A 25,414-nucleotide genomic window follows, 5' to 3' on the forward strand; every position below is an offset into this window, starting at 1 on the left:
CTCTTGTCTGTATTCCCCTAATTTTCGAAAAAAATTGCCATTTGATTTTATAATGATATAATTACCACAAAAGAAATAAGATTTTAAAAATAAAGAACTTATAATGTTATTACTATCTTGTAAAACATTCTTATCTTTATAGTTATAATCTTTTTCGGTTATAAAAAACTGAATTATATCTTTATTTTTATTGAGGTATTTTTTATATTTTGTATCAGTAACATAATAATCAATACAACTTCCATTTGGTTCTGGATTAACTTTATAAAAGAAATTAATAATTAAAGTTTTTGAACTGTCAATTTCTTTGTTGCTTATTTTTTGTAATTCATTTTTTATTCTGCTTATTTCAGATGATGATAAAATACCAATATCTATTATTTTATTGAACCTGGCAATAAAAGCAGTATCTAGTTCATAAACAAAAAGTTCCAGATTTTTATCCTCAATTTTAGTTTTATATTGATCTGACGTAATTAGCTGATTATTTTTATCAAATAAATATTGAGGTTTTTTGATGTTTTGTGACAGACAAGTTGCAGTGATAAAACAAATTAAGTAAATTTAATTTTTTTCATAATTTAAACTATTTGATTTCTAATTGATTTACATTTTTATTACCACTATAAATTGATAAAACAAGGCTGTTTTTTATGAAAGCCTTGTTTTTTTAGAAAAAATCATTCAATAGGAGTCAAATATGAATAATCAAATACTTTAACCTCTTTTAATTTTATGGTAAACCAACCCATTTCATCATAATCTATCAAATAATTTTTTTTTTGTTAAAAAAAAGCACTTTAGCATCTTCATAATTGTACATATTTATTAAATATGTATAATTAACTACAAGATCCTTATTTCTTTTTAAAAAATATTTTTTTTCTGTTCTTTCTTCAGGAGTTAAAGAAGTATGATAAAAAAGAATATGTTTATTTCTGTAATATTCATTAAAAATAAAAAAATAGTCTCCATAACCTTTTTTTTGAGGCATGGTCATTTGTTTAAAATTCTCTTTCTTAAAAAAGACGTATATAGTATCTGCTTTTCTAATTTTATCAAAATTTTGTGAATAAGTTTTGATACTTAAGCAAAATTGAAAAAACACAAACAAAATTATCTTATTTAATGTAGCCATACTTCCCATCTCTTTTTTGTATTGAGTAAAATTATTCATTTTCACTTTATTTACTATTGTTTTTGGTTCTCCCTCATTAGGTAAAAATGTCCCTATTTCATTCTGGAAAAAAGAACAGTTTTGTAAGCAATTTAAAAAGATATTAAGTGAACAATTATTTAGTAAATTAATCATCAGGAAGCAAAGTTCTATCAGTTATTTTTGCTTCAACTAGTTTTATTTTTGATCCACAAAAATTATCACGATCAATAATGTATATTTTTTTTTTCTTTACAAGTAATTTTTCACTTTCATGATAACCTAAATTTTTGAGAAAATTATAGTTTATTATAAGATCCTTTTTTTCTTTTAAAAATGATTTTTTTTCCCATTTTACTTCTGGAGATATTAAATAATGATTAAACAATGTATAATATTGTCTTACAGTTGTTTCTTTAATAGAAAAATAAAAATCATAATTGTGATTATCTTCATTAACTCTGTTATTTGAACTTTTTATTTGATTGATATTATCATTTTTAAAGTAAATATATAATGTATCTGAATTTATAATTTTTTCAAAATTTTGACTATATATACTCATTGAAAAGCACAAAAAACAAATGTAAAAATAGTTGTTTTTAATTTTTACTAAGGTAGTTTGCATAAGTTCTATATTGGTTAAAATAATACATTTTTATTGGATCAACAGTCGAAAGTATATTAAAATCACCTGTTGTTTGGTTTTCCCTTATTATCCCTATTTCGTTTTGGAAAAAAGAACAATTTTGTAAACCTAACAATGATATATTTTGATAAAAATCATTCCAGTCGAAATTCACATCTTGTGTAGGAGAAACAGGATGGAGAACTAAACCTTCTAAATAGTTACTTTCTCCTTCAGAAACTAAAAAAATCTTCATATCTGCAAGAATAGTTCTCATAGTGGGTAACATATGATTATATATAAAATTATGTTGATCCTGATTTCCGTTAAAACCATTATATTGACTATTTATAAGCTCAGAAAGATCTTTATTGTTTATATTTGGTATACTCACACCTGCTCCCGAGTTTTTAAGTTTAATATCTAAGTAGGCATGTATACATTCGTGCATGATGGTCTTGGCAATTAATAATTTACTTTGGCTTTTGGTCATACCAGGAAGAATTATTTGTTTATTTATTTTTATAAGAACATCGTTGGTTCCTGCTATTAGTTCTGTATTTCCGTTTACTTCTCCATTTGCCGGGTTATTACCTGAATAAACATGGTCAAGAATTTCAAATTTTACATTAAATCTATCACTATTTTCAAACAAATCAACAAATAATTTTTGAAATGAAGTAGATTGGGTCAAAGCATTATAAATACTATTAAATTTTTTTCCTTCGGTAGTATTATTATCAATACTTGTACGATCTACATTTACAGGAGATCTTAGTGATGCCCAAACATCAGTAAGTGAACCTTCAAAAGACCCTGGTGCTCGATTTGCAATTGCCGCATCAAAAACATTATTTACCAAATTAATGGTTTCTATATCATAACTCCCCATATAGTTTTTATGATTATCAAGATATTCATCTATTACAGTTCGTATATCTTGATTTTCAAATCTGTTAAAAAGATCAAACTTATTTCGATCAAATACATTTATATAATTAAAATAAGGATCTGTCATTTGTGTTGTTAAAATTGGAGTGTAGGGAATTACTTTAGTACAATTACCTCTTTCCATTGCTACACAAATATATTGTGGTATCCAATTTGGATTTTGGCTGTCTGGAGGAAAATAAGCTCCTGCTCCAGTTGTACCACTAACTGGAGTTGTACAACCTGTGCATCCAGGACCAGGGCCAGGATCATTTGGAATTTGTGGAAATATGCTGGTACAACTTTCTGAAACTATCCAGCCTGCTCTTTGGCTTCCAGTGCCAGAACATGGCTGACCAGGTGAATGATTTCCGCCTGCACTACAATTTACTGGTCTATAAGTTTCTACACAAACTGTATATGGTTCATCAATATCATCATCAGGAAATGTTTCACTTGAACTTTTTGCAGTTTTTGTAGTTACTATTTTTTCTTCAATATTTACTTTTCGCTTGTAGTACAAAAACTCTATTTTTTTACTTCCAGTATAATCAATGTTATCATTGATGTTTACAAGATTCTTTTTAATAGACTCTTTGTAGTTTTCATCTGGATAATAGGTTACCAAATAAACAGCATCTCTTAGAATATCTTTTTCTATTACAAGATTTTGAAAGATATATGAATTTCCAAATTCATTGATTATAGGAATAGTATAAGAAGTATAATCATCTAACGTATATTTTTTAACTTGGTTAGATAAATTTAAAGATTCTAAATTTATATTTTTAGAAGTTACTCCGTGTATTCTTATTTTTTTAGAAGCATTGCTTAATATAGGATTTAAGTAAAGGTCTTTTTTAACTTCATCTAAAGTGGTATTTTCTTGTTTGATGTTTGAAAGAAATTCCGAATTTTTAGCTTGTTCACTAGTATCTTCAAATGGTTCTTTGTTACAATTGTAAAATGAGAAAGAAACAAAGGTTAATAAAATTAGGTTAATGAGTTTAATTTTTTTCATGGCATATATTTTTGATTATAAATTGGTTATTTAAATTAAAAGTAGTATAAAACTTAGATAATACAAATTTTTATGAATAAATTTTGTAAGACATTATTTCTATATTATCTGTAGTAAAGCCAAGTTTGAAAATATTTGAAACTATTATAAAATGCTTTGGCCTACTTTAAGTAAATTTGCAGTACACAACTTAATAGTATTATAAAATGAAAATTTCAATAGGAAACGACCACGCAGGACCAGAATATAAAAAAGCAATTGTTGCAATGCTTGAAGCAAAGGGATATGAGGTAACTAATTATGGTACAGATACAGATGCTTCTGTTGATTATCCGGATTTTGGTCATCCGGTTGCGAATGATGTATCTGAAGGGAAAGCTGATTTTGGAATCGTAATCTGCGGAAGCGGAAACGGAATTGCTATGACTGCAAATAAACATCCTAAAGTGAGAGCTGGGTTATGCTGGACTAAAGAAATAGCCTATTTAACACGTTTACACAATGATGCCAATATTGTGAGTATTCCGGCACGTTTTACGTCTATTCCACAAGCAGTTGAAATTGTTGAAACCTTTTTAACAACTGAATTTGAAGGTGGAAGGCATCAAAACAGAGTAAATAAAATAGCTTGTCAGTAAAAAGTCAAAAATTGCGGTTGCTTCGCACCAAATATAATATAAATAACCCGGGCGGATTTTAATAATTCATCCGGTTTTTTGTTTAAATAATAGATTTAAATATTTGATAAAAAGGTATTTATGTAGTTATTAACAATGCAAATGTTTAAATCTTAGCCTTTAATTTTAGATAGATCAAGACAATCTGAATGAAAAAAATAAATGAGAATTTTATAATAAAAGAAGATTTACTCGTTTTATGTCTGAAGGATAACATTGCTAACAATAATCCGACAGTTCCACCAATAGCTTCCAGAAGAAACAAGGTATTTTCGGGAATTCTTTGTTTGTTTTTTCGGGCTTGATATTTATCATATCCCGCGAGAATAAAAACGGTGATATTTACAACTAAAAAATACGTTAATAAAACTTCCATTGGCTAAAAATTAAAAACAAAGATATTATTTTAGCCGGGTGATTGTTTAATCTGTTGTTGATTTTGAAAGACAGGTTATCTCATTTTCTAATCCAGAAATTATTTCATTATAAAGTATGACTAATATTCAATTTATTGCGAAGTCTGTAACAACAGCAGCAATTAACATTCAAAACACGGTAAAATTATTAGAAGAAGATTGCACGATTCCGTTTATTTCCCGTTACCGAAAGGATACGACCGGAAATCTTGATGAAGTTCAGATCGAGCAGATTGCAAAACTTCAAAAGGAATATGAAACGATCGTAAAACGTAAAGAGGCGGTTTTAAAATCGATAGAAGAACAAAAATCACTTACGCCTGAATTGAAGCATAAGATTGAGCAAAGTTTTGATTTACAAGAAATAGAAGATTTTTATCTTCCGTACAAAAAGAAGAAAAAAACAAAGGCAGATGTGGCACGCGAATTTGGTTTAGAACCTTTGGCAAAAATCATTATGTCTGAAAATGATGTTGATGTTGATTTTATTTCGACACAATATCTGAATGAAAATGTTGTTAATGAGGAAGCTGCCATGCAAGGTGCTAGAGATATTGTTGCCGAATGGATTAACGAAAACATTTATGTTCGTAAACAATTGCGTAGATTATACCAAAGAAAAGCAACTATTGGAACTAAAGTTGTAAAAAAGAAGAGTGAAGAAGAAGGAGCTCAAAAGTTCAGCCAGTATTTTGATTGGGAAGAACCATTAACAAAAGCGCCTTCACATCGTTTATTGGCAATGCTTCGTGCTGAAAACGAAGGTTTTGTGAAAATGAAAGTTGATGTTGGTTTAGATGAAGCTTATGATATTATTGACGAAATCATCATTAAAAAACAAAATAGTACAACAGCACATTTACAGCTAGCGATTGAAGACAGTTACAAACGATTGTTAAATCCTGCTATTGGAAATGAAACTTTACAAGAAGCAAAAGCAAAAGCGGATGCTAATTCAATCCAGGTTTTTGCAAATAATTTAGGACAGTTGTTATTAGCACCGCCTTTGGGTGAAAAACGTATTTTGGCCATAGATCCCGGATTTAGAAGCGGTTGTAAAGTAGTTTGTTTAGACGAAAAAGGAGATTTGTTGTATAATGAAACAATTTATCCGCATGCGCCTCAAAATGAGGAAACCATGGCGATCAAAAAAATCCGTTCTATGGTAAACGCTTATCAAATTGATGCGATTTCTATTGGAAACGGTACTGCTTCGCGTGAAACGGAATTTTTCATCAAAAAAATCGCGTTCGATAAACCGTTACAGGTTTTTATTGTTTCTGAAGCGGGAGCGTCGGTATATTCAGCATCAAAAATTGCGAGGGAAGAATTTCCAAACTATGATGTTACGGTTCGTGGATCGGTTTCTATTGGAAGACGACTTTCAGATCCTTTGGCAGAATTGGTGAAGATTGATCCAAAAGCAATTGGAGTTGGACAGTACCAACACGATGTGGATCAGACGAAATTAAAAGAAGAATTAGATAATACGGTAATTCGTTGTGTGAACTCGGTTGGAATCAATATCAATACGGCGAGTAAACATTTATTGAGTTATGTGAGTGGGATAGGAGAGAAGCTGGCCGAAAATATTGTTCAATACCGTTCCGAAAATGGTCCTTTTGAAGACAGAAAGCAGCTGAAAAAAGTACCTCGTTTAGGTGATAAGGCTTATCAGCAAGGGGCTGCTTTTATTAGAATTACAAATGCTAAAAATCCGCTGGACAATTCGGCTGTGCACCCGGAAGCTTATCCGGTTGTTGAAAAGATGGCAAAAGACTTAAAACTTTCTGTGAATGATCTAATTGCGAATAAGGAGAAAACGGCTCTTATTAAGGCCGAAAACTATATTACTCCTGAAATTGGGTTATTGACTTTAAAAGACATCATAAAAGAGCTTGAAAAGCCTGGATTAGACCCAAGAAAGTCGGCTAAGGTTTTTGAATTTGATGCAAACGTAAAATCAATTAAAGATTTGAAAACCGGAATGATTTTACCGGGAATTGTGAATAATATTACCAATTTTGGTTGTTTTGTTGATATCGGAATTAAAGAAAGCGGATTGGTTCACATTTCTCAGTTAAAGGCAGGTTTTGTGAGCGATGTAAACGAGGTGGTAAAATTGCATCAGCATGTTGACGTAAAGGTTACTGAAGTTGATGAGGATAGAAAGAGAATTCAGTTGACGATGGTATTATAAAATATGGAATAAAAAAAATCCCAAATTACAATCTTAATAATTGCAATTTGGGATTTCTAACAACTCGAAAGTTATTATTTTGTTTCTTCCTCTTCTTTTTTAACAGGAGGCGTAGGCGCGGTTTGATCGTCTTTAGCAGCGTTCTTAAATTCCTTAATTCCACTTCCTAAACCTTTCATTAATTCCGGAATTTTTTTACCTCCAAAAAGTAATATCACGATACCTACTATTACAAGGATTTCTGTAAGACCTAATCTTCCCATGGTTTGTATATTTAATGCCGAAGCAAATTGATTTCTAATTGTTCCGCAAATGTATATAGAATATACGAAGAACAACAGGATTTGGATTAAAATATTTGTTTGTGACAGCGTTAAATATTTTATAAAATAGTAAAATAAGTGTATTCGTTCATTTTTGTTCCGCAGTAACAAGACGATTAATTATTATATTTGCTCGTATTAAATAGCCATAATGACCAAGAAAAAGTTCAATTTCAGGAAAAGATTATTCATCAAAAACCGATTGGTGATTTTGAATGAGGATACTTTTGAAGAAATTTTTTCATTCAAACTTAATTTAATGAACGTTTTTGTGACGTTTACTTTGGGGGGGATTTTTTTAATTTTAATCACCACTTTCATCATTGCTTTCACGCCTTTACGTGAATTTATTCCTGGATATTCTTCTTCTGAACTAAAAAAGAATGCAACGGAATTGGCGATAAAATCAGATTCATTAGAAACTGCTTTAAAAAAAAATGAGGCGTATATAAAAGGAATTCAAAAGGTTTTAAGAGGAGAACTGGAGTATGCAAAATTCAATAAAGATTCTATTCTAGCAGAAGCAGATGAACCTTCAGAGGTGGATATGAAGCCAACAGAAGAAGAGATTAAACTAAGAGAAGAGGTGGCCAGAATGGAGAAGGAGTCGGGTGAAAAGACCCGAAATAAAAACAAAAGTGACAAGAAATAATATATTAAACAATGTCTATTAAATCAGTAGCAGCAAAATTATTTGCCAGCACCATATATTATCAAACAACGGCTTGGGCCAATAAGCCCGTTGAGACTCAACAGGCCGTATTTAAAAGTTTGGTTAATAGCGCTAAAGAAACTCAGTTTGGTGTTGATCATCATTTTGATAAAATTAAGACAGTTCACGATTTCAAGAAGCGTGTTCCAATTCGGGATTATGAAGATTTAAAACCTTATATCGACAAAGTTCGAATGGGAGAAAAAAATATTCTGTGGAAAGGAAAACCGCTTTATTTTGCAAAAACATCCGGAACTACATCTGGCGCGAAGTATATTCCGCTGACTAAAGAGTCGATGCCCTATCATATTGAAGCTTCGCGAAATGCAATTCTTCACTATATATATGAAACTGGAAATGCTGATTTTGTTGATGGAAAAATGATTTTCCTGCAAGGAAGTCCGATTTTAGTTGAAAAGTACGGAATCAAATTTGGAAGATTATCAGGAATTGGAGCGCACTTTGTTCCAAAATATCTTCAAAAAAATCGAATGCCATCTTGGGAAACCAATTGTATCGAAGACTGGGAAACTAAAATTGATGCCATTGTCGAAGAAACCATTGAGCAGGATATGACCATTATTTCCGGGATTCCATCTTGGGTTCAAATGTATTTTGAGCGTTTACAAGAAAAAAGCGGCGGTAAAAAAATAGGAAATCTGTTCAAGAACTTTAATTTGTTTATTTACGGAGGAGTTAATTACGAACCGTATCGCGCCAAGTTCGAAAACATGATTGGTAGAAAAGTAGACAGCATTGAGTTGTTTCCAGCTTCCGAAGGATTTTTTGCTTATCAGGATTCTCAAAAAGCAAAAGGAATGTTACTTTTATTAAATTCAGGAATTTTCTATGAGTTTATTAAAGCCGACGAATTCTTTGAACCTAATCCTAAAAGTTTGACAATTGGCGAAGTGGAAATTGGTGTAAATTATGCCATGATTATTTCGACTAACGCAGGACTTTGGCGTTATAATATTGGCGATACCGTGCAGTTTACTTCATTGTTTCCGCACAGAGTAATCGTTTCAGGAAGAATTAAACATTATATTTCGGCCTTTGGAGAACACGTTATTGCAAACGAAGTCGAAAATGCAATGAAAGAAGCGACAGAAGGAACTAATATTGTAATTAACGAATTCACAGTTGCACCACAAATAAATCCTTTAAGCGGATTGCCATATCACGAATGGTTTGTAGAATTTGAAACCGAACCTGAAAGTATCGACACTTTCGAGGAAGCGATTGACAATTCGATGAGAAAGCAAAACATTTATTATGATGATTTGATTACAGGAAATGTTTTGCGAAAAGTAGTCGTAACCAAAGTTTCTAAAAACGCATTTCAGGAATACATGAAATCGCAAGGAAAATTAGGCGGACAGAATAAAACACCGAGATTATCAAATAATAGAGATATTGCCGATAATTTAAGATAAAATCATAATGAAACAACAGTTTAGTAACACTGCAGTTTTATGTAAGTGTAGTTTTTAATTACTATTTTCGTTGACTGAAAAACACAAAATACATCTTCCCAAAACAGAAGATTTTAAAATAAAATAAGCATGAAAGAAACCAAACATATATCACGATCAAGAGCACAGGAATCGTCTGCTGCTATAGAAAAAATGTACATTACAATGCGTCACTTATTCAACCGTGGTTTTTATAAACCAATGGGAGTTTCGGGCGATAGTTTACGTGAATCATTATTAGCATTACGTCCGGAAATTTACGGAAATATAGGTGAAGAAAAAGTAGAACTTAATGGGCTTTTGTACGTTATAGAGCGTTTACCAATAGGAATTGAGCAATGTCGTTTTATTAATTTAACTTCGGACGAAGGATATTCTAAATCACATTTTCAGCCAATTGTTCCTCCAAAAAGAAGGAGAAACTGTTACCGAATTGATGAGGAACAAATGAACGTTGAAATCACTCGTGGCCGATCTGATATTTACGATATTCTGACGCATTTGACTTTTATTTTTATCGAATCACATAAAATTAAAAACAGAGTTTTACTGGATGATGGAGGAGAGGTTTCACGCGATTGGATGAAATTAGAGCAAGCTGTATTGCAGACGAAAAAACTTTCTCAGATTGAAAAAGAAAAAGCAATCTCTCATGTTGCCAATATTCTGGCAAGAACCTTTGAAGAGGTGTTGGATATTTATGACGCTTTTGGATCAGAAAATGCTCCGGATCGTTTCCTTCACGTTATTTACTGGTTAGGGAAATTAGCGATTGAAGAAGTTATCGACAATAATAAGCGTACCATTACATTTAGTCCGGTTTTAAGAGAGCGTTTAGGACATCATATCCATGGTGAAATCTGGGCAACCAACATCAAGGAAGTTCTGAAAGCAAATAATCTTTTAAAGCGTCCGATTCACGTTATAAGTGCCAATATGCACAGTGTAATGAATTCCATTTTTGCAACTCCGTTGTTAAAAACAAAATTTAAGGATAAGTCTGATTTTTATATTTACGAAGAGTTAAGCAAATCAGGAGCAAAAGAAATTAGAGGGCTTGTAGAAGAGCTTGCATTAAAAAATGGTATGATTTCCCTACCGGATAGTTCTGGAACGAATATCGATGTTCAGATTTTTGACACTGCCAAAATTGACTGGGCAAAAACGGCATTTCCAAAAGCTGTTCTTGATGAAGCTGCACCGGTTATTATTGTAATGGATTATGCTTTTGGGGAGCAGGCATACGAAACGATTGATGAACTTTTAAAACCATTTAAAAAAGAAACTTTACTGAATGTGAAATCAGTTTCGATTATGGGGAAAGCCGGAATTTTAGAAGGTGGAAAAGGAGATATCATGATCCCAACTGCGCATATAAATGAAGGAACAGCTGATAACTATTTCTTTGAAAACGAATTAACCGGAGCTATGTTTGAAGGCAACGACATTGCTGTTTTCGAAGGGGCAATGGTTACCGTTTTAGGAACATCATTGCAAAACAGAGATTTATTGAAATTCTTTCACGAATCGACCTGGGGTGTAATTGGTCTGGAAATGGAAGGTTCTTATTATCAGAAAGCGATTCAGTCTGCCTCTAAAATAAGAAAAAGTGTACCGCATGATATCAAGGTTCGTTATGCTTATTATGCATCAGATAATCCATTAGAAACAGGCAGCACATTAGCTTCAGGCGGATTAGGTACTACCGGTGTAAAACCAACTTATCTGATTACCATTAAAATTTTAGAACAAATTTTCAACGTAAAATAACCACATAAATGAGTACAAAAATACCCCAAAATAATGCCGATCAGGAAATTGATTTAGCCCTGGTTTCAAAAAAAATCAATAATTTTTTTCAGGGAATCAATGCATCTATCTTCAGGGGAATCCAGTTTTTTATTAGAAATTGGGTCATTGTTTTAATTTTAGTTTTGGTGGGATTTGGTTTGGGAATGTTTTTAGACAATACTCAAAAAAGGTATGAGCATGAAATTATTGTGGCTCCAAATTTTGGTAGTACGGATTATTTGTATGCAAAAATTGATTTAATCAATTCTAAAATAAAAGAAAACGACACGCTTTTTTTGAAAGAAACCGTTGGAGTTAAACAACCAAAAAGTCTTAAATTTATTGAAATCAAACCGATTACTGATATATATAAATTGATAGAAAATAAGCCGGAAAATTTTGAATTAATTAAGTTGATGGCTGATAATGGTGATATTAAAAAAATTATTGAGGATAATTTGACAAGTAAAAATTATCGATATCACAGAATTTCGGTTGCCACAGATGATCTGAATGGCGATAAAATTACAAAGTCTCTTCTGAATTTTTTAAATGAAACAGAATATTACAAAAAAATCCAGGAAGCAAAACTGATTAATGTCAAAGAGAAAATGACACAAAATGACACGACTATTTCTCAAATTAATGGTGTATTACAAGGGTTTTCTTCGAACCTGAATAGCTCTCAAAAAAGTGACAAGTTGGTCTATTTTAACGACAATACACAGCTTAACGATGTTATTAAAACTAAGGGAGATTTAGTCAATGAGCAAGGAAATTATAAAATTGAATTAATAGGATATGATAAAATTGTTAAAGATATCAGTACAACGTTAAATATCGAAAAAACAGGTTTACTTTATGGAAACAAGAAGTTAATATTACCTTTATTGTTTATTTTTATTTATATTTTATTAAAATCTTTTAAATCTTTTTACAGAAAACAAAAGTTGATTTTAGAGAAAAATAATTAATATTTTAATGACTACCTAAAACGTAATATTATGAGTTTAGGTTGAGCATTTTTTTTTTGAGTTTAAAAAACTAATTTAGCCGAAAAATTTTAATAATGAGAACAAAACTAATTTTTGCAAGTTTGATTTTATTAGTATCTTTTACTTCCTGTAAGAAAGAAGTAAGTAAAGACGAGGTCAAACCAATTGAAGTTGAAACAAAAAAGAATAATTTTCAAGTAACCTTAACCGCAACAGTAAAAACTGATGATAATTTTCAGCTGTATTATAGTGAGGATGAATATGAGGTACCTTTTAAAGAAGAAAATTCTGTTTGGATGGCCGTAAAAGCTAATGATAATCCACAAGATATCGTTTTTAATTTGCCTGAAGATGCAATTCCGAACTATATCAGAATTGATTTTGGAACAAACGAAGGACAAAAGGAAATCATTATTAAAAATTTTAAAATGAAGTACTATAGTAAAAGTTTTGAAGCGAAAGACTCACTATTTTTTAACTATTTTATTCCAAATGAATGTATAAAAGTTCTTGACAAAAAGAATTCGATTATACAAAACATCAAATCTAAGGATGGAAAATATGATCCGTTGTTTTATTCAGAAAAAGCACTTTACGATCAAATTCAATTAATTGTAAAATAATTATTTTACATTGTTTAAAAGCCACAATTTGTGGCTTTTTTTATCTTAAGTTCCTAATATTGAATTTTATCATTTTAGAATAAACCTTAAAGTCTTATACTGTATTTATAAACAAACCCTATTATCTTGCTTAAATCAAAACACCTAAATGTATTTCAAAATAATAGAATTAAAAATTTTGTTATTTATGGAATTGGTCAGATTGTTAATCTGGTTAGCCCAATTTTGGTAATGCCTTATTTGGTTACTATTTGTGAAAAAGAAGGGTTGGGAAAGATTGGAGTTGGGTTTTCGTTTGCTTTAATATTTAATGTTTTGGTTGACTATGGATCTTATATTAACGGAACTAAAGAAATATCGATCAATAGGAACAATCCTGAGATTATTAAAAGAAAAATAGTTTCTATCTATGTAATGAAACTGTTTTTGATTGTAATCTTACTATTTCTGGCTTTTTTGCTTATTTATTTTGTGCCTTTTTTTAATAAAGAACAAGCTCTTTTCTTTTTTAGTTTTTTGTATGTAATTGGTCAATTAATAAATCCAACATGGATTTTTCAGGGTTTGGAAAACTACAAATGGATTTCTTTTATTAACATTATTTCTAAAGTAATTTATGTGGCTGGTATTTTTATTTTTATCAGTAAAAAGGATGATTATATTTATGCAAATGCTTACTTGGGAGTAGGGTTGATAATTTCGAGTTTAATAGGATTAATTAGTCTGATAAAAAAATACGATTTGCGATTCTATCAAAATGCTACAAAGGATGCGTTATATTTATTAAGAGAGGAATTTTCTCTGACCTTTTCACAACTATTCCTTTCATTTTACCAATATTTGCCTATAATGATAATTAGTTATGTAGGAGGAAATAGTATGGCGGGACAATATAGAATTATAGATCAAATTATTATGACTTTCAGAACCTATTTGCAAATGTTTTTCAATTTTATATATGCTGATGTTTGTTTGCAGATACATAAAAATTTAAAAAACGGAATTTTGCACTGGTTAAATTACAATGGTCTAAATTACTTGTTTGTACTAGTATTAGTGGCCATAGCATTTATTTTCACAGAGCAAATTTTATTATATTTTAATATTGCTTTAAATGAATTGGATTCGATGACATTCTTTTTTAGGTTAGGTTTGATTATCCCGGTATTTATGACAATTTCTATTGCTTTAAAGCAGCTGATTTTTGCATTAGACAGCAATAAGGCATATATAAACATAACAATTGGTTCTTCTATTTTTAGCTTGTTGGTATTCTTTTTATTAGTAAAAAATATTGGACTGCAAGGTGCTTTTATTGCCACGATTATCATAGAAATAATGGTGATAGTTTTATATTATATTGTTTTAAAACCAGTAATTAGATTAAGCAAGTAATCATGAATATCACTATTTATAAAAGTTTTCCTTATCAGATTTTATTTTTGCTTTGTATTGGAGTTTCTTTGTTTGCAAATTATGAACTCACTTTTGCGGTTTGGACTTTAACTTTACTGGCAACAATAAAAAGAAAATACTCTGTTACAATAATTAAGTATTGTTTCATTTTTCTCTTAATACTTTTAGTTGCAATTGTTTCTACTTTATTCAGTAAAACAACTGTTTTTTTATTCGTTAGAGATTTTACATATTTATTTAAACCCATTTTAGGATTATTAGTAGGCTATCAACTGTGTAGATTTAGTAGTAAATTAGCGTTAAAAGTTATAGTTTATACCGGATTAGCGATTTCGTTAATGCACCTGGCAATGCTGTTTTTTACGGTTATTGAGTTTAGAACTTTAAGTGTTAATCTTTTAAGAGAACATGGAGGCTATTTTAGTGATTATGAGATCTATGTATTAATCATACTTATTTTTTATAAAAATCTGGAGTTAGAAATTTCAAAGAGGCAGAGACTAATATTAATGTCAATAATAGGTCTATCGAGCTTTCTATATTTAGCAAGAACAAATCTGATTCAGTTTATAATCTTATATGTCGGTTTAAAAGGATATTTGATTTTTAACAAGAAATCTTTAAGAGTAATTTTATTTGTATTACTAGGTACTGTTATTGGGTATACAGCGATTGTTTACATTAATCCAAAAAGAGAAGGGAAAGGGATACAAGCTTTTTTATATAAAATTAAAATTGCCCCTCAAGAGGCTTTTAAAACACGAATCGACAAAGAAGATTGGAAAGATTTTAATGATAATTACAGATCGTTTGAAAATATAATTGCTGTTAAACAAGTTTCAGACAAAGGAAAAAGAGCCGTTTTTTTTGGCGAAGGTTTGGGATCAACGCTTAATTTGGGTAGAAAAGTCTGGACTAACGATCACGAATATGTTCAGTATATTCCAATTGTCCATAATGGCTATATGACAGTGTTTTTAAAATCTGGATTATTGGGTGTTTTATTGCTTCTTGTTTTTTTGATTGCTTTGTACAGACAAAAAAAATCTGATATCGAAGCTGTGCAAGCCATTAATTATTTATTAATTGGCTCGAGTGTTTTTCTGATCGTTTCAAACTGGGTATTCTTGGGGTTGTATTTAAAATTAGATAATAAATCAATAATAATCGGATTCCTGATTGCTCTTAGAGAAATTATTGTTAGAGAGTATAATAGTCAAAATAGAATAGAAAATGAGGAGTAAAAATTCAACTTTTATTTTTGTTGATTGTCATGTTTTTGATGGTGGTTTTCAAGGAACAAGAACTTATATTCAGGGATTATATTCTGAGTTAATAAGGAAGAAAGAGCTTCATTTTTTTTTGGCTTCAAACAATCCGCAAAATTTAGAATCGATTTTCGGGAATCATTCAAATGTTACCTATGTAAAGTATAAATACCAAAACAAATATTTGAGGTTACTAATTGATATACCGAAAATTATTAAAAAAAATAAAATTGATTTTGCACATTTTCAGTATACTGTTTCCCCATTTAAAAGATGTAAATACATCGTCACAACCCATGACGTGTTATTTATTGATTTTCCGCAATATTTTCCATTTTTCAGTAAAATAATAAATACTTTACTATATAAACAAAGTGCTAAATGGGCGGATATTAGATTAACAGTTTCACAATACTCTAAAGAGAAAATTCAACAGCATTTTGGATTTTCTAATTATGAGATTACACCCAATGCTATTGATAATGCTTTTTTTGAAGAATACGACAAAGAATCGATTAAAGCAAAGGTGACGAAAGAGTTCTCTCTTAAAGAATATATTATTTATGTAAGTAGATGGGAGCCAAGAAAGAATCAGCAAATGGTTTTAAAGGCTTTTGTTGATTTAGAATTATATAAAAAGTATCAACTTCTTTTTTTAGGAAACGATACTATTTTCAATCCTGAATATAATGAAGTTTTTGATCAGATAGATTCTCAAATAAAAAAGCAGGTAATTACTTTGAAAAATACCGATTTTCAGACCATGTTGTTGTTTCTAAGAGGAGCCAATGCATCTGTTTATCCTTCAATTGCTGAAGGTTTTGGAATTCCGCCCCTAGAGTCTGTTGCGGCTAAAATTCCAACAATTTGCTCAGATAAAACGGCAATGTCAGATTTTAGTTTTTTTAAAGAGTTTTATTTTGATCCCTATAACCAGGTTGAATTCAATAAAAAACTACTTCAGATCTTAGAAGAAAACCGAGATTCAGATTTTGAGTTAATGTCGCAAAAAATTAAAGAAACATACAGTTGGAAAAAATCAGCAGCAGTATTATATCAGCTTATAAAACAAAATTAAAAGTCTAAAGAAATTTGTTATTGATTTTTTGCCGTATTACTTCCAAACAATTTATTTTTTGTTTTTACTAAAAAATTATAATTTTTAGCAAATTGTTTTTTAAAAAATGAGGCATCTTCTTTTGGAAACCAGTCTGTTGTTCTTGGTTTTTCAATTTGTTTTTTATGTATTTGATAAGCATAGGTTGCAACAGATGTTCTAAAACTTCCCTCAGGAAAGTTTGTCATATCATATCCATGAAGCGTGTAGGGTGCACATTGTTGAATAATTAAACGATTAAAAGGAACATCAAGCTCGGCTTCTTCTTCTGTCCTTAAATCACTTATTTTTAAGCCTCCTTTATATTCCGGTTTCCAATCTTTATTTAAGTACAAAAGCAAATTTAGTTCTCTGTACCAGTCTTTGTTAATAGGATGATAATTAAAGTCCAGGTGCATATCCAAAAAACTATTTTTCTTACCCTGATGTAATCCTCCACCGTGATTTTTTGGATCAACAAAAATTGACTTTGAGGTTATATGAGATATGATTTTATTGAATCGTTCAGACGAGAGATCATCATATAATTCGTGTAGTTCAACACCTAATTCCTTATAATTTGATTTTTCAAATTTATTATTTGCAAATGAATAATCGCGACTCTTATTATTGAGTTCAGGAATGCTTTTATAGGCTTTTATCAATTTTTCTTCTTCGCAAAAACCATCAATTATTAAATGCGGAAATGGACTGGCAGTTAAGTACTTTAAACGCAGATCGTCTAAATGGTTTTCCAGATATTCAAAATTAATCATAAAAATATTGTTATAAGCGCTTTGAAACAAATGTAGAAATTAAATTAAATATTCATAAATTAAAATTGAATTTGTTCTAATTAAATTTTTAAGAACTTTTAAAATCATTATTTTTGGATCCTGATTGATAAAATTTAGATGAAAATAGCCATTCTTGGTACCAGAGGGATCCCTAATAATTATGGTGGATTTGAGCAATTTGCAGAGTGTTTTGCAGTTTATTTAGTACAACAGAAACATGATGTTTATGTTTATAATTCACAGAATCATGTTTTTCAGGAGACATCTTACATGGGCGTGAACATTATTCATCAATATGACCCGGAGGATAAAATAGGCTCTGCAGGACAATTTATTTATGATTTGAACTGTATTTTGGATTCAAGAAAAAGAAATTTCGATATCATTCTGCAATTGGGTTACACAAGCAGTTCTATATGGTCGTTTCTTTTACCAAAAAAATCAACCATCATTACTAACATGGATGGATTAGAATGGAAGAGAAGTAAATATTCTAAAACAACCCAAAAATTTTTAAAATTTGCTGAGAAAAAAGCAGTCAAAAGTAGTGATCATTTGATTGCAGATTCGCTTGGAATTAAACAATATTTAGAAGAGAAATATAATAAAGAAGCAGTTTATATTGCTTATGGAGCGGAACCATTTTATGAGCCAAAAGAAGATTTACTTTCACAATATAATGTCGAAAAATACAACTACAACCTACTAATAGCGCGTTTTGAGCCCGAAAATAATATCGAGGTAATTTTGGATGGAATTGCGGAAAGTAATGATGATAAAGTAATATTGGTTATAGGAAATAGCAATAATACTTTTGGAAATTATCTTAAAAAGAAATTTTCAAAAAATAAAAATATAAGATTTACGGGAGGAATTTATAATAAAGAGCATTTAGACAATCTAAGATATTTTTCGAATCTTTATTTTCACGGACATTCAGTAGGAGGAACAAATCCTTCTTTATTGGAGGCAATGGCAACAAAGGCATTAATTGTAGCACATAATAACGAATTTAATCGCGCTATTTTAGAAAAAAATGCATTCTATTTTTTAAATGCAACAGAAGTTAAAAAACTTATTGAAACCATAAAAAGAAAAGATCATGAACAAATCGTTCGCGATAATTTTAACACTATAATTCAAGAATTTAATTGGAATAAAATAAATGAATCGTACCTCAGGTTATTCGAAAAAAGTCTTCAATAAAATTGATGAATTATGGCAGAACAAAACATTGTTGGTTTATCTTCTAACAGCAATGTTGATTACACTTCCAATGAAGTATATAATTGGAAGTTTAACCGGTGTTATTTTTCTGATTTTTACTCTTGTTAAATCCAAAAAAGAAGATTTTTCAATACCAAAAGTTTTGTTACTTCCCATGCTACTGTATGCTTTGATGCTTATGTCGCTTTTTTGGACAATAGAAAGTAAACAAACAATTAAAGGATTACAAAAAGAAGTATTGTTTTTGTTGATTCCTTTAGCTTTTTGCGGATTACCAAAAATAACTCGTAATCAAGTAAAAAAGGTGTTAAATTACTACAGTTTTGCAATGGTTGTTTTCGCCATTTTCTATTTATTAAAGGCGATTGTAAAATTCGTAGCTTCCGGAAATAAAAAGGTGTTTTTCTATCATGAGTTAGTCACTTTAGAAGTAAATGCCATTTATGTGGCAGTTTTTGCTTCTTTAGCCATGTTCTGTTTGCTTGCTAAAAAAGAAAAATCAATTGTTGATAAAACAGGATTCTCTATTCTTATAGTTTTAATATTTTTATTGTCATCTAAGAATATTATTATCGTTGATTTGGCTATGATAATTATTTATTATTTCTTTTTTTCTACTGTTTCCAGAAGAATAAAAAGATTAATCCTTTCAACAGTAGTTATTGTATCTATTAGTGCTGTAATTTTTATTAAGCCAGTCAGAGACAGATTTATGATTGAGTTTGAAACAATACTTGTCGATAGTTCTTTAAAGAAAACGACGGAAGACAATCAAGGGCCAATTTATAATATTAGTTTAAAACAAGCCTGGAGCCAGGATAAATTTCAGCAGAATGACTTTTTTCCGGGAGCAGCTTTTAGATTCTTTCAAATTAGAATTTTTAAAGAAATGCTACAGGAAGAGAATATTTTTTTTACAGGATTTGGATTAGATGCGTCACAGAATAAAATAAAAGAAAAAGTAAAAGAACATAATTTATATCCAGATTATGGGGAGTTTAATTTTCATAATGAATACATTCAAATATTTTCAGAATTAGGTGTATTTGGTTTTTTATTAGTGATAAGTATGCTAGTGGTCACAATTAGAAAAGGAATTATAAATAAAGATTTTATACATATTGCTTTTTCAGTAACAATGATAGTCTTATTTTTGACCGAATCTTTTTTGAGTAGACAAAGAGGAATAATCTTCTTTATAATTCTTTACTGCATGTTTAATGTAGCAAATGATTCTAATGAACAGAAAATATTGAAATGAAAAGAATACTTATTACAGGAGCGGCTGGATTTCTGGGATCGCATTTATGTGATCGTTTTATCAAAGAAGGATACTATGTTATCGGAATGGATAATTTGATTACGGGAGATCTTAAAAACATAGAACATTTATTCAAGTTAGAACATTTCGAGTTTTACCATCATGATATTACCAAGTTTGTACACATTCCGGGTGATTTAGATTATATTCTACATTTTGCTTCACCGGCAAGTCCTATAGATTATTTAAAAATTCCAATTCAGACGTTAAAAGTAGGATCTCTTGGAACACATAATTTATTAGGATTAGCTCGTGTAAAAAAAGCTAGAATTTTGATCGCTTCCACATCTGAAGTTTACGGAGATCCATTGGTTCACCCACAAACAGAAGAATATTATGGAAATGTAAATACAATTGGACCACGCGGGGTATATGATGAAGCAAAACGCTTTCAGGAATCGATCACAATGGCCTATCATACTTTTCACGGTGTAGAAACCAGAATCGTGCGTATCTTTAATACCTACGGTCCAAGAATGCGCCTGAACGACGGACGTGTAATCCCAGCCTTTATCGGACAGGCATTACGTGGGGAAGATCTAACTATTTTCGGAGACGGAATGCAAACACGTTCTTTCTGCTATGTAGACGATCAGGTCGAAGGTATTTTCAGACTGCTGCATTCGGATTATGTATATCCGGTTAATATTGGAAATCCGGATGAGATTACGATTAAGGATTTTGCAGAAGAGATCATTAAATTAACAGGAACCAATCAAAAGGTAGTCTACCATCCATTACCCATAAATGATCCGTTACAACGCCAGCCAGATACCACAAAAGCGAAAGAGTTATTGGGTTGGGAAGCAAAAGTAAGCCGTTCTGAAGGAATGAAAATTACGTATGATTATTTCAGATCACTTTCAAAAGAAGAGCTTTCAAAAGAAGAACACAAAGATTTTTCGAACTATATCAAATAAGAAAATTTAAACGGGCAATTATTCTGGAAATAATTGCCCGTTTTTATTAAGTTACTTAAAAAGCATTCTTTTCGATGAGTTCCTTCATTTGCTGGTCCAAATTAAAATGTTTTTTGGCATGAAGAAAAATAACCTTTTTCATCTTCTGAATTTCTGCTTTATCTAATGTCGATATTGTTCCTAAAGTTGTATTTAATTGTTGGAAATCTTCAACGGGAACTACCCAACCAAGGTTATTCTCTTCTACAATATTTTCTCCTTCGCCTCCTCCATAGTAAAGTATTGGAAATCCTAAAGCACTATATTCAAATATTTTGGAAGGAACAGAGCCGTAAATCCTTGTCTTGAGCGGAACAAGGGCAATATCTAAATTTTTCAAAGTTTCATGCAAAACATTGCGTTCTAACATTCCGTGAAAAACAATTTTTTTAGTTGGATTCTGGTTGAGGTAATTCACAATCTGAGTCTTCTCGGCACCATCACCAAAAATATGCAGTTCGATGTTGCCATTTTCTAAATGCAATTGCTGAATAAGTTCGAAAACTCCTTGCGCTACGCCTAATAATCCGGCATAGAATAGTTTAATAGGTTCGCTGGAATTGTTTTTTTCTTCGAGGAAATCTTCAATAAAATGATCCGGATAATTGCGATACAAAAAGTATTTCTTTTTAGGAAAGATCGAATGAATATGAGTAATGATTTCATTAGATTGCCCAAAAATGTGTGTGGCTTTTTGGTAAATAAATCGTTCTATAAAAAGCAATATCTTGTGCGAAATACTGTTTTTCTTGAGTACCTGTAATTCGATAGCAGCGGTAGGCCAAAGATCTGAAACATTCAAAATAATGGTTTTACGTTTCAGCCAAAGCACGAAAACCGAAATAAAAGAGAGCAACAATGGAGGTGATTGCACGATAACTTTTTTAGGAGTTTTGGCAAATAACAAATAGAAAAATAAAGTAGTTGAAAAGGAGAGCGTCGAAACAATTCGTTTAAAGATATTCGGACTGTTACTTGGATAAATCCAAAGACGTTTTAATGTAATATTCTGAATCTTCTCTGTTACAGAAAATCGACCTTTGTATTCCGGAAATAATTCACCTTTGGGATAATTTGGAAGAGGAGAAATTACCGAAACTTCATATCCGTTTTGATTTAATTTTAAAGCCAGTTGTTCTATTCTATTGGCTGCAGCACCTTTTTCGGGTGGATAATAGTTTGATATAATCAGAATATCCTTCATTAGTTTTTATCCAGTAAAATTGTAACAATTCGCTCAGAGGCTTTTCCATCCCATAATTCAGGAATGCCACTTTTTCGAGGACCATTTTTTAAGAAGGAATGAAATACCTTTTGTAAATTTTCTAAGGATGTTCCCACAATAGTGTTAGATCCAATGGTTTCTGTTTCAGGACGCTCTGTATTATTTCGCATTGTAAAGCAAGGAATTCCCATTACAGTTGTTTCTTCAGAAATACCGCCGCTATCGGTAATAACTGCAAAACTGTTTTTTATTAAATACATGAAATTCAGATAGCTTTGCGGTGCAACAAAAATGATGTTTTTAAAAGAAATTGCATTTTCTCCCAAAATAGCCTGCGTTCTGGGATGAATAGGAAATAGTATTTTTTTGTTAGTTACCAAATCATCAATTCCTTGAAGCAAAGCAATAAGAGAAGAAACCTCGTCGACATTTGCGGGGCGGTGCAAGGTTAGAACGATATAGTTTTTTTCACTAAGCTGATGTTCTTCCCAAAAATTCGGCGCAGAAATTCTATTGATGTTTTGGCACAAAGTATCAATCATAACATTTCCTACGAAATGTATATTTTCAGGATCAGATCCTAATTTTAATAAATTTTCTGAGGCTGAAGTTGAGGTTGTAAAAAAGTAATCGGTAATACTATCCGTCAGTATCCTATTGATTTCTTCCGGCATTGTTAAATCTCCGGAACGAATTCCCGCTTCAACATGCGCTACCTTGGTATTGCATTTTTTGGCCACAATCGAGCACGCCATAGTGGAGTTTACATCACCAACAACTAAAACCAAATCAGTAGGATTTTGAAGTAATTCTTTCTCAAAAGCAATCATAATTGCGGCAGTTTGTTCGGCTTGAGAACCACTTTTCACTTCCAGATTTACATTTGGTTTTGGAATATTTAATTCTTCAAAAAAAGTATCACTTAAGTTTTTATCGTAATGCTGACCTGTATGAACCAATCGAAACGAAACATCAAAACCTTCATTTTGTTTGTTTTGTATAGCATTAATGAGGGGAGCTATTTTTATAAAATTAGGTCTTGCACCTGCGATTAGGGTGATTTTCATAGGTTGAGTGAATTCTTTTTAAAACGTTCTTTTGGCAAAAGTAAAGTTTAAATTGAATTCTTTGTCGATTGAAAGACTTTCTTCAATATCTAAGTGTGATTTTGGAGAATTAATGAACTATTTTTTATATCCAATTTTTACTCTTTCACTTTCATTTTCTTTTTTCTCTGTCAATTCATCTAAATAGGAAAAAACCAATTCAATATTCTTGTCATGATTTTCTAACTTCTTTTGAATTTGTAGAATATCAACTTTTATTTCAGTTGTATCCAGTAGCATTTGTCTCACTTTCGTGAAAATGCGCATGATCTGAATATTGGTTTGAATTGCTTTATCACTTTTTAATATACTTGATAACATTAAGACACCGTGTTCTGTAAAAGCAAAGGGTAGATATTTTTGATGTTCTCCTCGCCCTTTCTTTAAGATCACAATTTGTGATCTTAAAGAAAGATATTCGTTTTCAGTAAGTTGAAACATGAAATCTTCGGGAAATCTCGATAAATTTCTTTTTACAGACTGATTTAAAACTCTATTTTCTATTTCATAAAGCAATGCCAAATCACGATCAAGCATTATTTTTTGATTACGGATGTAATATATTTTATTAGAAATAGTTTCTTCTGAAAGTAACGATTGATCCTGCATAAGCTTTTAATTAAAAAAAAACAAATGTAAGATTTTATTTATGTTAAATAAAAGATTTGAATTGTTTTAACTTTCCACTATTGCTTCTTTCAAGAACCTTTTTTCGGGTAAAACTAAAATTTAAATTGGGTTCTAAATACACAGCAATTGCCTTTTCTATTTTTTGAATTTGAGTTGCATTTAATTCAATATCACTTACATACTCAATTTCAAAAGAGTCTAATTGCATTTGTTTGATAATAAATTCTTTAACATTTCCGTCATCTTCAATAATGCTTTTGGTTACATAATAAAAGGTTAGACCAGGTGATTTTTTTCCGCTTGGCAGAATTGCAATGTCGTTGGTTCTTCCAATCAGTTTTTTTAGAATAGGTTTTTGAGGTGTACTTTTTTCGTCTAAAATTCCAATATCACCAACATCATATCGAATAAATGGATGCGCTTTGTTGAATAAAGAGGTAATCACAATTCGACCTTTGTTACCGTAAGGCAAAACCTGATTGTTTTCGTCTAAAATTTCAACAAACAGCGTTTCTGCATTTACTTGCCAATCACCATTTAAGTTTTCAAAAGCAATCAAATCCAATTCTGAAGCGCCATATTCATTAATAACAGGAATTCCGAATTGTCTCTGCAAGAGCTTTTTATCCGATTCAAAAAGCATTTCCGAAGTAACAAAACAGGCTTTTAACGTGGGGCAAATTTCTTTTAAAATAAGATTATTTTGTTCTAAGTATTTGGCAAACAAAACGATTGAACTCGTATAACCGTTGATATAATCGAATTTTTTAGTTTTAAACTTTCGGAGAAATTTTTCAAGAACAGCATCGGATAAATCAAAAACCGGAAAGCGAAAACGATGCGTCAAAAAATCCTTGATCCGTTCTTTATGATATCCAATAAAATCCATCGGAATACCATAAAAACGAGCCTGATACGAGTGATTAAAATCGATATGGTACCAGCCGAAACGCATAAAAATAGAAGTCCAGGTTAAGGCATGGCAATATTTATCTTTAGCAAAAACAAAAGGGGTACCACTGGATCCGGATGTTTTGTTGAGGTATATGTTTTTTCTGGAATAACCTTTTGAGAGTCTTTCTTCGAGCGGTTTTTGTAAATTTTGTTTGTTTAAAACGGGTAAGCTTTCCCATTTCAATTCGTTTGTATCACCAACTAATTCTTTATAGAAAGAGTTGTTTTTCAGATGAAAAGTGACAATTTCTTCTTTTTTATTCTGAAGAAAACGAGCATATTTCTTTTCTGATAAATTCTTGATTTCATCCAATTCGGCTTTGGCTTTCTTTATCGGAAAACCATTTAATTGCAGCGAAATATCAAAAAGAGAAATCATTTGAAGTATTAATTTTTGCCAAAAATAATACTATCGAATTAGTAACAGAGAAGAATCAACAACTTTTTAAGATTTAATTATTTTTTACG

Annotated in this window: 23 protein-coding genes; 13 read left to right on the plus strand and 10 right to left on the minus strand. The window is 30.6% G+C overall.

Annotated elements, in window-relative coordinates:
- Positions 1 to 766: 766 nt before the first annotated feature.
- From OGZ34_RS04755 to OGZ34_RS04765, 3 genes are all read right to left on the minus strand, one after another.
- The gene (locus tag OGZ34_RS04755; RefSeq protein ID WP_263362292.1) at positions 767 to 1,177 is read right to left on the minus strand and encodes a hypothetical protein; all 411 of its coding nucleotides are present in this window, start codon (positions 1,175 to 1,177) and stop codon (positions 767 to 769) included.
- Between the two features lie 127 nt (positions 1,178 to 1,304).
- Positions 1,305 to 1,784, minus strand: a complete 480-nt coding sequence (locus OGZ34_RS04760; RefSeq protein WP_263362293.1) for a hypothetical protein — start codon at positions 1,782 to 1,784, stop codon at positions 1,305 to 1,307.
- On the minus strand, positions 1,759 to 3,735 hold the full coding sequence (locus tag OGZ34_RS04765; protein WP_263362294.1) for a hypothetical protein: 1,977 nt from the start codon (positions 3,733 to 3,735) through the stop codon (positions 1,759 to 1,761). Before OGZ34_RS04765 ends, OGZ34_RS04760 begins: the two co-directional genes overlap by 26 nt.
- A 206-nt stretch (positions 3,736 to 3,941) precedes the next feature.
- On the opposite strand from OGZ34_RS04765, the gene rpiB reads away from it, so the two are divergent.
- Positions 3,942 to 4,373, plus strand: a complete 432-nt coding sequence (rpiB, locus tag OGZ34_RS04770; RefSeq protein ID WP_263362295.1) for a ribose 5-phosphate isomerase B — start codon at positions 3,942 to 3,944, stop codon at positions 4,371 to 4,373.
- Between the two features lie 145 nt (positions 4,374 to 4,518).
- Here rpiB and OGZ34_RS04775 read toward each other — a convergent pair whose 3' ends face one another.
- Positions 4,519 to 4,788: a DUF1294 domain-containing protein gene (locus tag OGZ34_RS04775; RefSeq protein ID WP_263362296.1), complete on the minus strand. Its 270-nt coding sequence runs from the start codon at positions 4,786 to 4,788 to the stop codon at positions 4,519 to 4,521.
- A gap of 116 nt (positions 4,789 to 4,904) precedes the next feature.
- On the opposite strand from OGZ34_RS04775, the gene OGZ34_RS04780 reads away from it, so the two are divergent.
- The gene (locus tag OGZ34_RS04780) at positions 4,905 to 7,028 is read left to right on the plus strand and encodes a Tex family protein (protein ID WP_263362297.1); all 2,124 of its coding nucleotides are present in this window, start codon (positions 4,905 to 4,907) and stop codon (positions 7,026 to 7,028) included.
- Between the two features lie 74 nt (positions 7,029 to 7,102).
- Here OGZ34_RS04780 and OGZ34_RS04785 read toward each other — a convergent pair whose 3' ends face one another.
- Complete coding sequence (locus tag OGZ34_RS04785; RefSeq protein WP_041519852.1) at positions 7,103 to 7,291, minus strand: Sec-independent protein translocase subunit TatA/TatB; 189 nt, start codon at positions 7,289 to 7,291, stop codon at positions 7,103 to 7,105.
- Positions 7,292 to 7,502: 211 nt separating this feature from the next.
- Here OGZ34_RS04785 and OGZ34_RS04790 point away from each other — a divergent pair, with 211 nt between their 5' ends.
- The 8 genes from OGZ34_RS04790 to OGZ34_RS04825 all read left to right on the plus strand — a co-directional run bounded on the left by OGZ34_RS04790 (position 7,503) and on the right by OGZ34_RS04825 (position 16,709).
- Positions 7,503 to 8,003 (plus strand): peptidase, encoded by a 501-nt coding sequence (locus OGZ34_RS04790; RefSeq protein ID WP_263362298.1) that lies wholly within the window; start codon positions 7,503 to 7,505, stop codon positions 8,001 to 8,003.
- A gap of 11 nt (positions 8,004 to 8,014) precedes the next feature.
- A complete protein-coding gene (locus OGZ34_RS04795) occupies positions 8,015 to 9,499 on the plus strand; it encodes a GH3 auxin-responsive promoter family protein (protein ID WP_263362299.1) in 1,485 nt (494 codons plus the stop codon).
- Positions 9,500 to 9,628: 129 nt separating this feature from the next.
- Complete coding sequence (locus tag OGZ34_RS04800; RefSeq protein ID WP_173968151.1) at positions 9,629 to 11,308, plus strand: DUF6909 family protein; 1,680 nt, start codon at positions 9,629 to 9,631, stop codon at positions 11,306 to 11,308.
- Positions 11,309 to 11,316: 8 nt separating this feature from the next.
- On the plus strand, positions 11,317 to 12,303 hold the full coding sequence (locus OGZ34_RS04805; RefSeq protein WP_173968150.1) for a hypothetical protein: 987 nt from the start codon (positions 11,317 to 11,319) through the stop codon (positions 12,301 to 12,303).
- A gap of 95 nt (positions 12,304 to 12,398) precedes the next feature.
- On the plus strand, positions 12,399 to 12,947 hold the full coding sequence (locus OGZ34_RS04810) for a hypothetical protein (RefSeq protein ID WP_173968149.1): 549 nt from the start codon (positions 12,399 to 12,401) through the stop codon (positions 12,945 to 12,947).
- 126 nt (positions 12,948 to 13,073) lie between these two features.
- Entirely contained in the window at positions 13,074 to 14,342 is a 1,269-nt protein-coding gene (locus OGZ34_RS04815; RefSeq protein ID WP_263362300.1) for an oligosaccharide flippase family protein, read from the plus strand.
- Between the two features lie 2 nt (positions 14,343 to 14,344).
- Positions 14,345 to 15,607 (plus strand): hypothetical protein, encoded by a 1,263-nt coding sequence (locus tag OGZ34_RS04820; RefSeq protein ID WP_263362301.1) that lies wholly within the window; start codon positions 14,345 to 14,347, stop codon positions 15,605 to 15,607.
- On the plus strand, positions 15,597 to 16,709 hold the full coding sequence (locus OGZ34_RS04825) for a glycosyltransferase family 4 protein (protein ID WP_263362302.1): 1,113 nt from the start codon (positions 15,597 to 15,599) through the stop codon (positions 16,707 to 16,709). The genes OGZ34_RS04820 and OGZ34_RS04825 overlap by 11 nt, the downstream gene beginning before the upstream one ends.
- A gap of 17 nt (positions 16,710 to 16,726) precedes the next feature.
- Here OGZ34_RS04825 and OGZ34_RS04830 read toward each other — a convergent pair whose 3' ends face one another.
- Positions 16,727 to 17,503, minus strand: a complete 777-nt coding sequence (locus tag OGZ34_RS04830; RefSeq protein ID WP_173968145.1) for a 2OG-Fe(II) oxygenase — start codon at positions 17,501 to 17,503, stop codon at positions 16,727 to 16,729.
- A gap of 138 nt (positions 17,504 to 17,641) precedes the next feature.
- On the opposite strand from OGZ34_RS04830, the gene OGZ34_RS04835 reads away from it, so the two are divergent.
- From OGZ34_RS04835 to OGZ34_RS04845, 3 genes are read left to right on the plus strand one after another with little or no spacing between them, the layout of a single operon-like run.
- Positions 17,642 to 18,730, plus strand: a complete 1,089-nt coding sequence (locus tag OGZ34_RS04835; protein WP_173968144.1) for a DUF1972 domain-containing protein — start codon at positions 17,642 to 17,644, stop codon at positions 18,728 to 18,730.
- Positions 18,690 to 20,012, plus strand: a complete 1,323-nt coding sequence (locus tag OGZ34_RS04840; protein ID WP_263362303.1) for an O-antigen ligase family protein — start codon at positions 18,690 to 18,692, stop codon at positions 20,010 to 20,012. The genes OGZ34_RS04835 and OGZ34_RS04840 overlap by 41 nt, the downstream gene beginning before the upstream one ends.
- Positions 20,009 to 20,992 carry a UDP-glucuronic acid decarboxylase family protein gene (locus OGZ34_RS04845; RefSeq protein WP_042564890.1) on the plus strand — a complete coding sequence of 328 codons (984 nt, stop codon included), beginning with the start codon at positions 20,009 to 20,011 and terminating at the stop codon, positions 20,990 to 20,992. The genes OGZ34_RS04840 and OGZ34_RS04845 overlap by 4 nt, the downstream gene beginning before the upstream one ends.
- Positions 20,993 to 21,047: 55 nt before the next feature.
- Here the strand turns inward: OGZ34_RS04845 and OGZ34_RS04850 are convergent, their stop codons facing one another.
- The 4 genes from OGZ34_RS04850 to OGZ34_RS04865 form a co-directional block, all read right to left on the minus strand.
- Positions 21,048 to 22,235, minus strand: a complete 1,188-nt coding sequence (locus OGZ34_RS04850; protein ID WP_263362304.1) for a glycosyltransferase family 4 protein — start codon at positions 22,233 to 22,235, stop codon at positions 21,048 to 21,050.
- Positions 22,235 to 23,323 (minus strand): non-hydrolyzing UDP-N-acetylglucosamine 2-epimerase, encoded by a 1,089-nt coding sequence (gene wecB / locus OGZ34_RS04855; protein WP_263362305.1) that lies wholly within the window; start codon positions 23,321 to 23,323, stop codon positions 22,235 to 22,237. The genes OGZ34_RS04850 and wecB overlap by 1 nt, the downstream gene beginning before the upstream one ends.
- Positions 23,324 to 23,440: 117 nt before the next feature.
- A complete protein-coding gene (locus tag OGZ34_RS04860; protein ID WP_263362306.1) occupies positions 23,441 to 23,971 on the minus strand; it encodes an ORF6N domain-containing protein in 531 nt (176 codons plus the stop codon).
- 43 nt (positions 23,972 to 24,014) lie between these two features.
- Positions 24,015 to 25,325, minus strand: coding sequence for a phenylacetate--CoA ligase family protein (locus tag OGZ34_RS04865; RefSeq protein ID WP_263362307.1), 1,311 nt, complete (start codon positions 25,323 to 25,325; stop codon positions 24,015 to 24,017).
- Positions 25,326 to 25,414 lie beyond the last annotated feature (89 nt).

The organism is Flavobacterium collinsii (genome assembly GCF_946903285.1).
Lineage (GTDB): Bacteria > Bacteroidota > Bacteroidia > Flavobacteriales > Flavobacteriaceae > Flavobacterium > Flavobacterium collinsii.

Bases quoted from the DNA above. Each gene is read 5' to 3' on its own strand.
- OGZ34_RS04755 (WP_263362292.1), bottom strand. From the start codon at position 1,177: ATGAATAATTTTACTCAATACAAAAAAGAGATGGGAAGTATGGCTACA.
- OGZ34_RS04760 (WP_263362293.1), bottom strand. From the start codon at position 1,784: ATGCAAACTACCTTAGTAAAAATTAAAAACAACTATTTTTACATTTGT.
- OGZ34_RS04765 (WP_263362294.1), bottom strand. From the start codon at position 3,735: ATGAAAAAAATTAAACTCATTAACCTAATTTTATTAACCTTTGTTTCT.
- rpiB (WP_263362295.1), top strand. From the start codon at position 3,942: ATGAAAATTTCAATAGGAAACGACCACGCAGGACCAGAATATAAAAAA.
- OGZ34_RS04775 (WP_263362296.1), bottom strand. From the start codon at position 4,788: ATGGAAGTTTTATTAACGTATTTTTTAGTTGTAAATATCACCGTTTTT.
- OGZ34_RS04780 (WP_263362297.1), top strand. From the start codon at position 4,905: ATGACTAATATTCAATTTATTGCGAAGTCTGTAACAACAGCAGCAATT.
- OGZ34_RS04785 (WP_041519852.1), bottom strand. From the start codon at position 7,291: ATGGGAAGATTAGGTCTTACAGAAATCCTTGTAATAGTAGGTATCGTG.
- OGZ34_RS04790 (WP_263362298.1), top strand. From the start codon at position 7,503: ATGACCAAGAAAAAGTTCAATTTCAGGAAAAGATTATTCATCAAAAAC.
- OGZ34_RS04795 (WP_263362299.1), top strand. From the start codon at position 8,015: ATGTCTATTAAATCAGTAGCAGCAAAATTATTTGCCAGCACCATATAT.
- OGZ34_RS04800 (WP_173968151.1), top strand. From the start codon at position 9,629: ATGAAAGAAACCAAACATATATCACGATCAAGAGCACAGGAATCGTCT.
- OGZ34_RS04805 (WP_173968150.1), top strand. From the start codon at position 11,317: ATGAGTACAAAAATACCCCAAAATAATGCCGATCAGGAAATTGATTTA.
- OGZ34_RS04810 (WP_173968149.1), top strand. From the start codon at position 12,399: ATGAGAACAAAACTAATTTTTGCAAGTTTGATTTTATTAGTATCTTTT.
- OGZ34_RS04820 (WP_263362301.1), top strand. From the start codon at position 14,345: ATGAATATCACTATTTATAAAAGTTTTCCTTATCAGATTTTATTTTTG.
- OGZ34_RS04825 (WP_263362302.1), top strand. From the start codon at position 15,597: ATGAGGAGTAAAAATTCAACTTTTATTTTTGTTGATTGTCATGTTTTT.
- OGZ34_RS04830 (WP_173968145.1), bottom strand. From the start codon at position 17,503: ATGATTAATTTTGAATATCTGGAAAACCATTTAGACGATCTGCGTTTA.
- OGZ34_RS04835 (WP_173968144.1), top strand. From the start codon at position 17,642: ATGAAAATAGCCATTCTTGGTACCAGAGGGATCCCTAATAATTATGGT.
- OGZ34_RS04840 (WP_263362303.1), top strand. From the start codon at position 18,690: ATGAATCGTACCTCAGGTTATTCGAAAAAAGTCTTCAATAAAATTGAT.
- OGZ34_RS04845 (WP_042564890.1), top strand. From the start codon at position 20,009: ATGAAAAGAATACTTATTACAGGAGCGGCTGGATTTCTGGGATCGCAT.
- OGZ34_RS04850 (WP_263362304.1), bottom strand. From the start codon at position 22,235: ATGAAGGATATTCTGATTATATCAAACTATTATCCACCCGAAAAAGGT.
- wecB (WP_263362305.1), bottom strand. From the start codon at position 23,323: ATGAAAATCACCCTAATCGCAGGTGCAAGACCTAATTTTATAAAAATA.
- OGZ34_RS04860 (WP_263362306.1), bottom strand. From the start codon at position 23,971: ATGCAGGATCAATCGTTACTTTCAGAAGAAACTATTTCTAATAAAATA.
- OGZ34_RS04865 (WP_263362307.1), bottom strand. From the start codon at position 25,325: ATGATTTCTCTTTTTGATATTTCGCTGCAATTAAATGGTTTTCCGATA.